This window comes from Aeromonas sp. HMWF014 (genome assembly GCF_963878295.1).
Taxonomy (GTDB): Bacteria; Pseudomonadota; Gammaproteobacteria; order Enterobacterales; family Aeromonadaceae; genus Aeromonas; species Aeromonas popoffii.
The window spans coordinates 18216-19133 of record NZ_CAWNYS010000050.1 but is presented as its reverse complement, the minus strand read 5'-3'; the positions used below and the strand labels follow the sequence as shown (position 1 = coordinate 19133).

At 57.7% G+C, this 918-nt stretch carries 1 protein-coding gene; it reads right to left on the bottom strand.

Annotation, left to right across the window (positions count from 1 at the left end):
- Positions 1-310: 310 nt before the first annotated feature.
- On the bottom strand, positions 311-918 hold a 608-nt coding region (locus tag AAC083_RS22790), incomplete at its 5' end, for a substrate-binding domain-containing protein (protein WP_258224859.1).

The following is a 918-nucleotide window of genomic DNA, read 5'->3' as shown; positions in this document are numbered from 1 at the left end:
AGCCAACCCGCCCCCACTATCCCCGTCTGCTGTATACATTGTGTGGTCATTGGCAAAAATCCTGACAAAAAAAAACGGTCATCCATGATGACCGTCGAAAGTAACGAAGGAAATAGCTGGATTGACCAGTTACCTCCCACAGCGGGAAAATCGGGAGCGCAGGCTCCTAATTCGTGGGGCCTATGCTAGTGGCAGGCTGGCCAAAAAGCTTTGAAGCGGATCACAGTTGAAAAGGATTTCTGAAAACGCTTTCAATTTTTGGGCTACGCATAGACGAAGAATTGGCCCATTCAGGGCCAATTCTGTCTCGTCAGGCGACGGATTCGCGTCTGACCAGCTCGGCTTCGAACTTGAGCACCAGCCCGTCGACCGGCTTGTGATCGAGCAGGCGCAGGGCCAGCTCGGCCGCCCGGCCGCCCATCTCCTCGATGGGATAACGTACTGTGGTGAGTTTGGGGTAGATGTAACGGGCGTAGGGTATGTCATCGAAACCCACCACAGAGATCTGCTGCGGTATCTTGTAGCCCCGCTCCAGCAGGCAGGAGATGGCCCCCGCCACCATGGCATCGTTGAAACCGAGCACAGCGGTGAACTCGACGCCTCGCTCCAGCAGCTCACCCATGGCTACATAACCGCCATTCTCATCGGCGAAGGCTCGCCCAATCAAGGCAGGATCCAGCGCCAAGCCCGCCCGCTGCAGAGCGTAACGGTAGCCCGCCATCCGCTGCTGACCGTCGACGAACTGTTCGTCATCCGAGGTCACGAAGGCAATCTTGCGGTGACCCGCATCCAGTAGATGCTGGCAGGCGGTGGTGATGCCTGCCTGGTTATCCAGCCAGACACAACGATCCTCGGCACCCGGCACCTGGCGGTTGATGAAGACGATAGGGGTATTACCGGCCACCAGCTCGCTCAGCT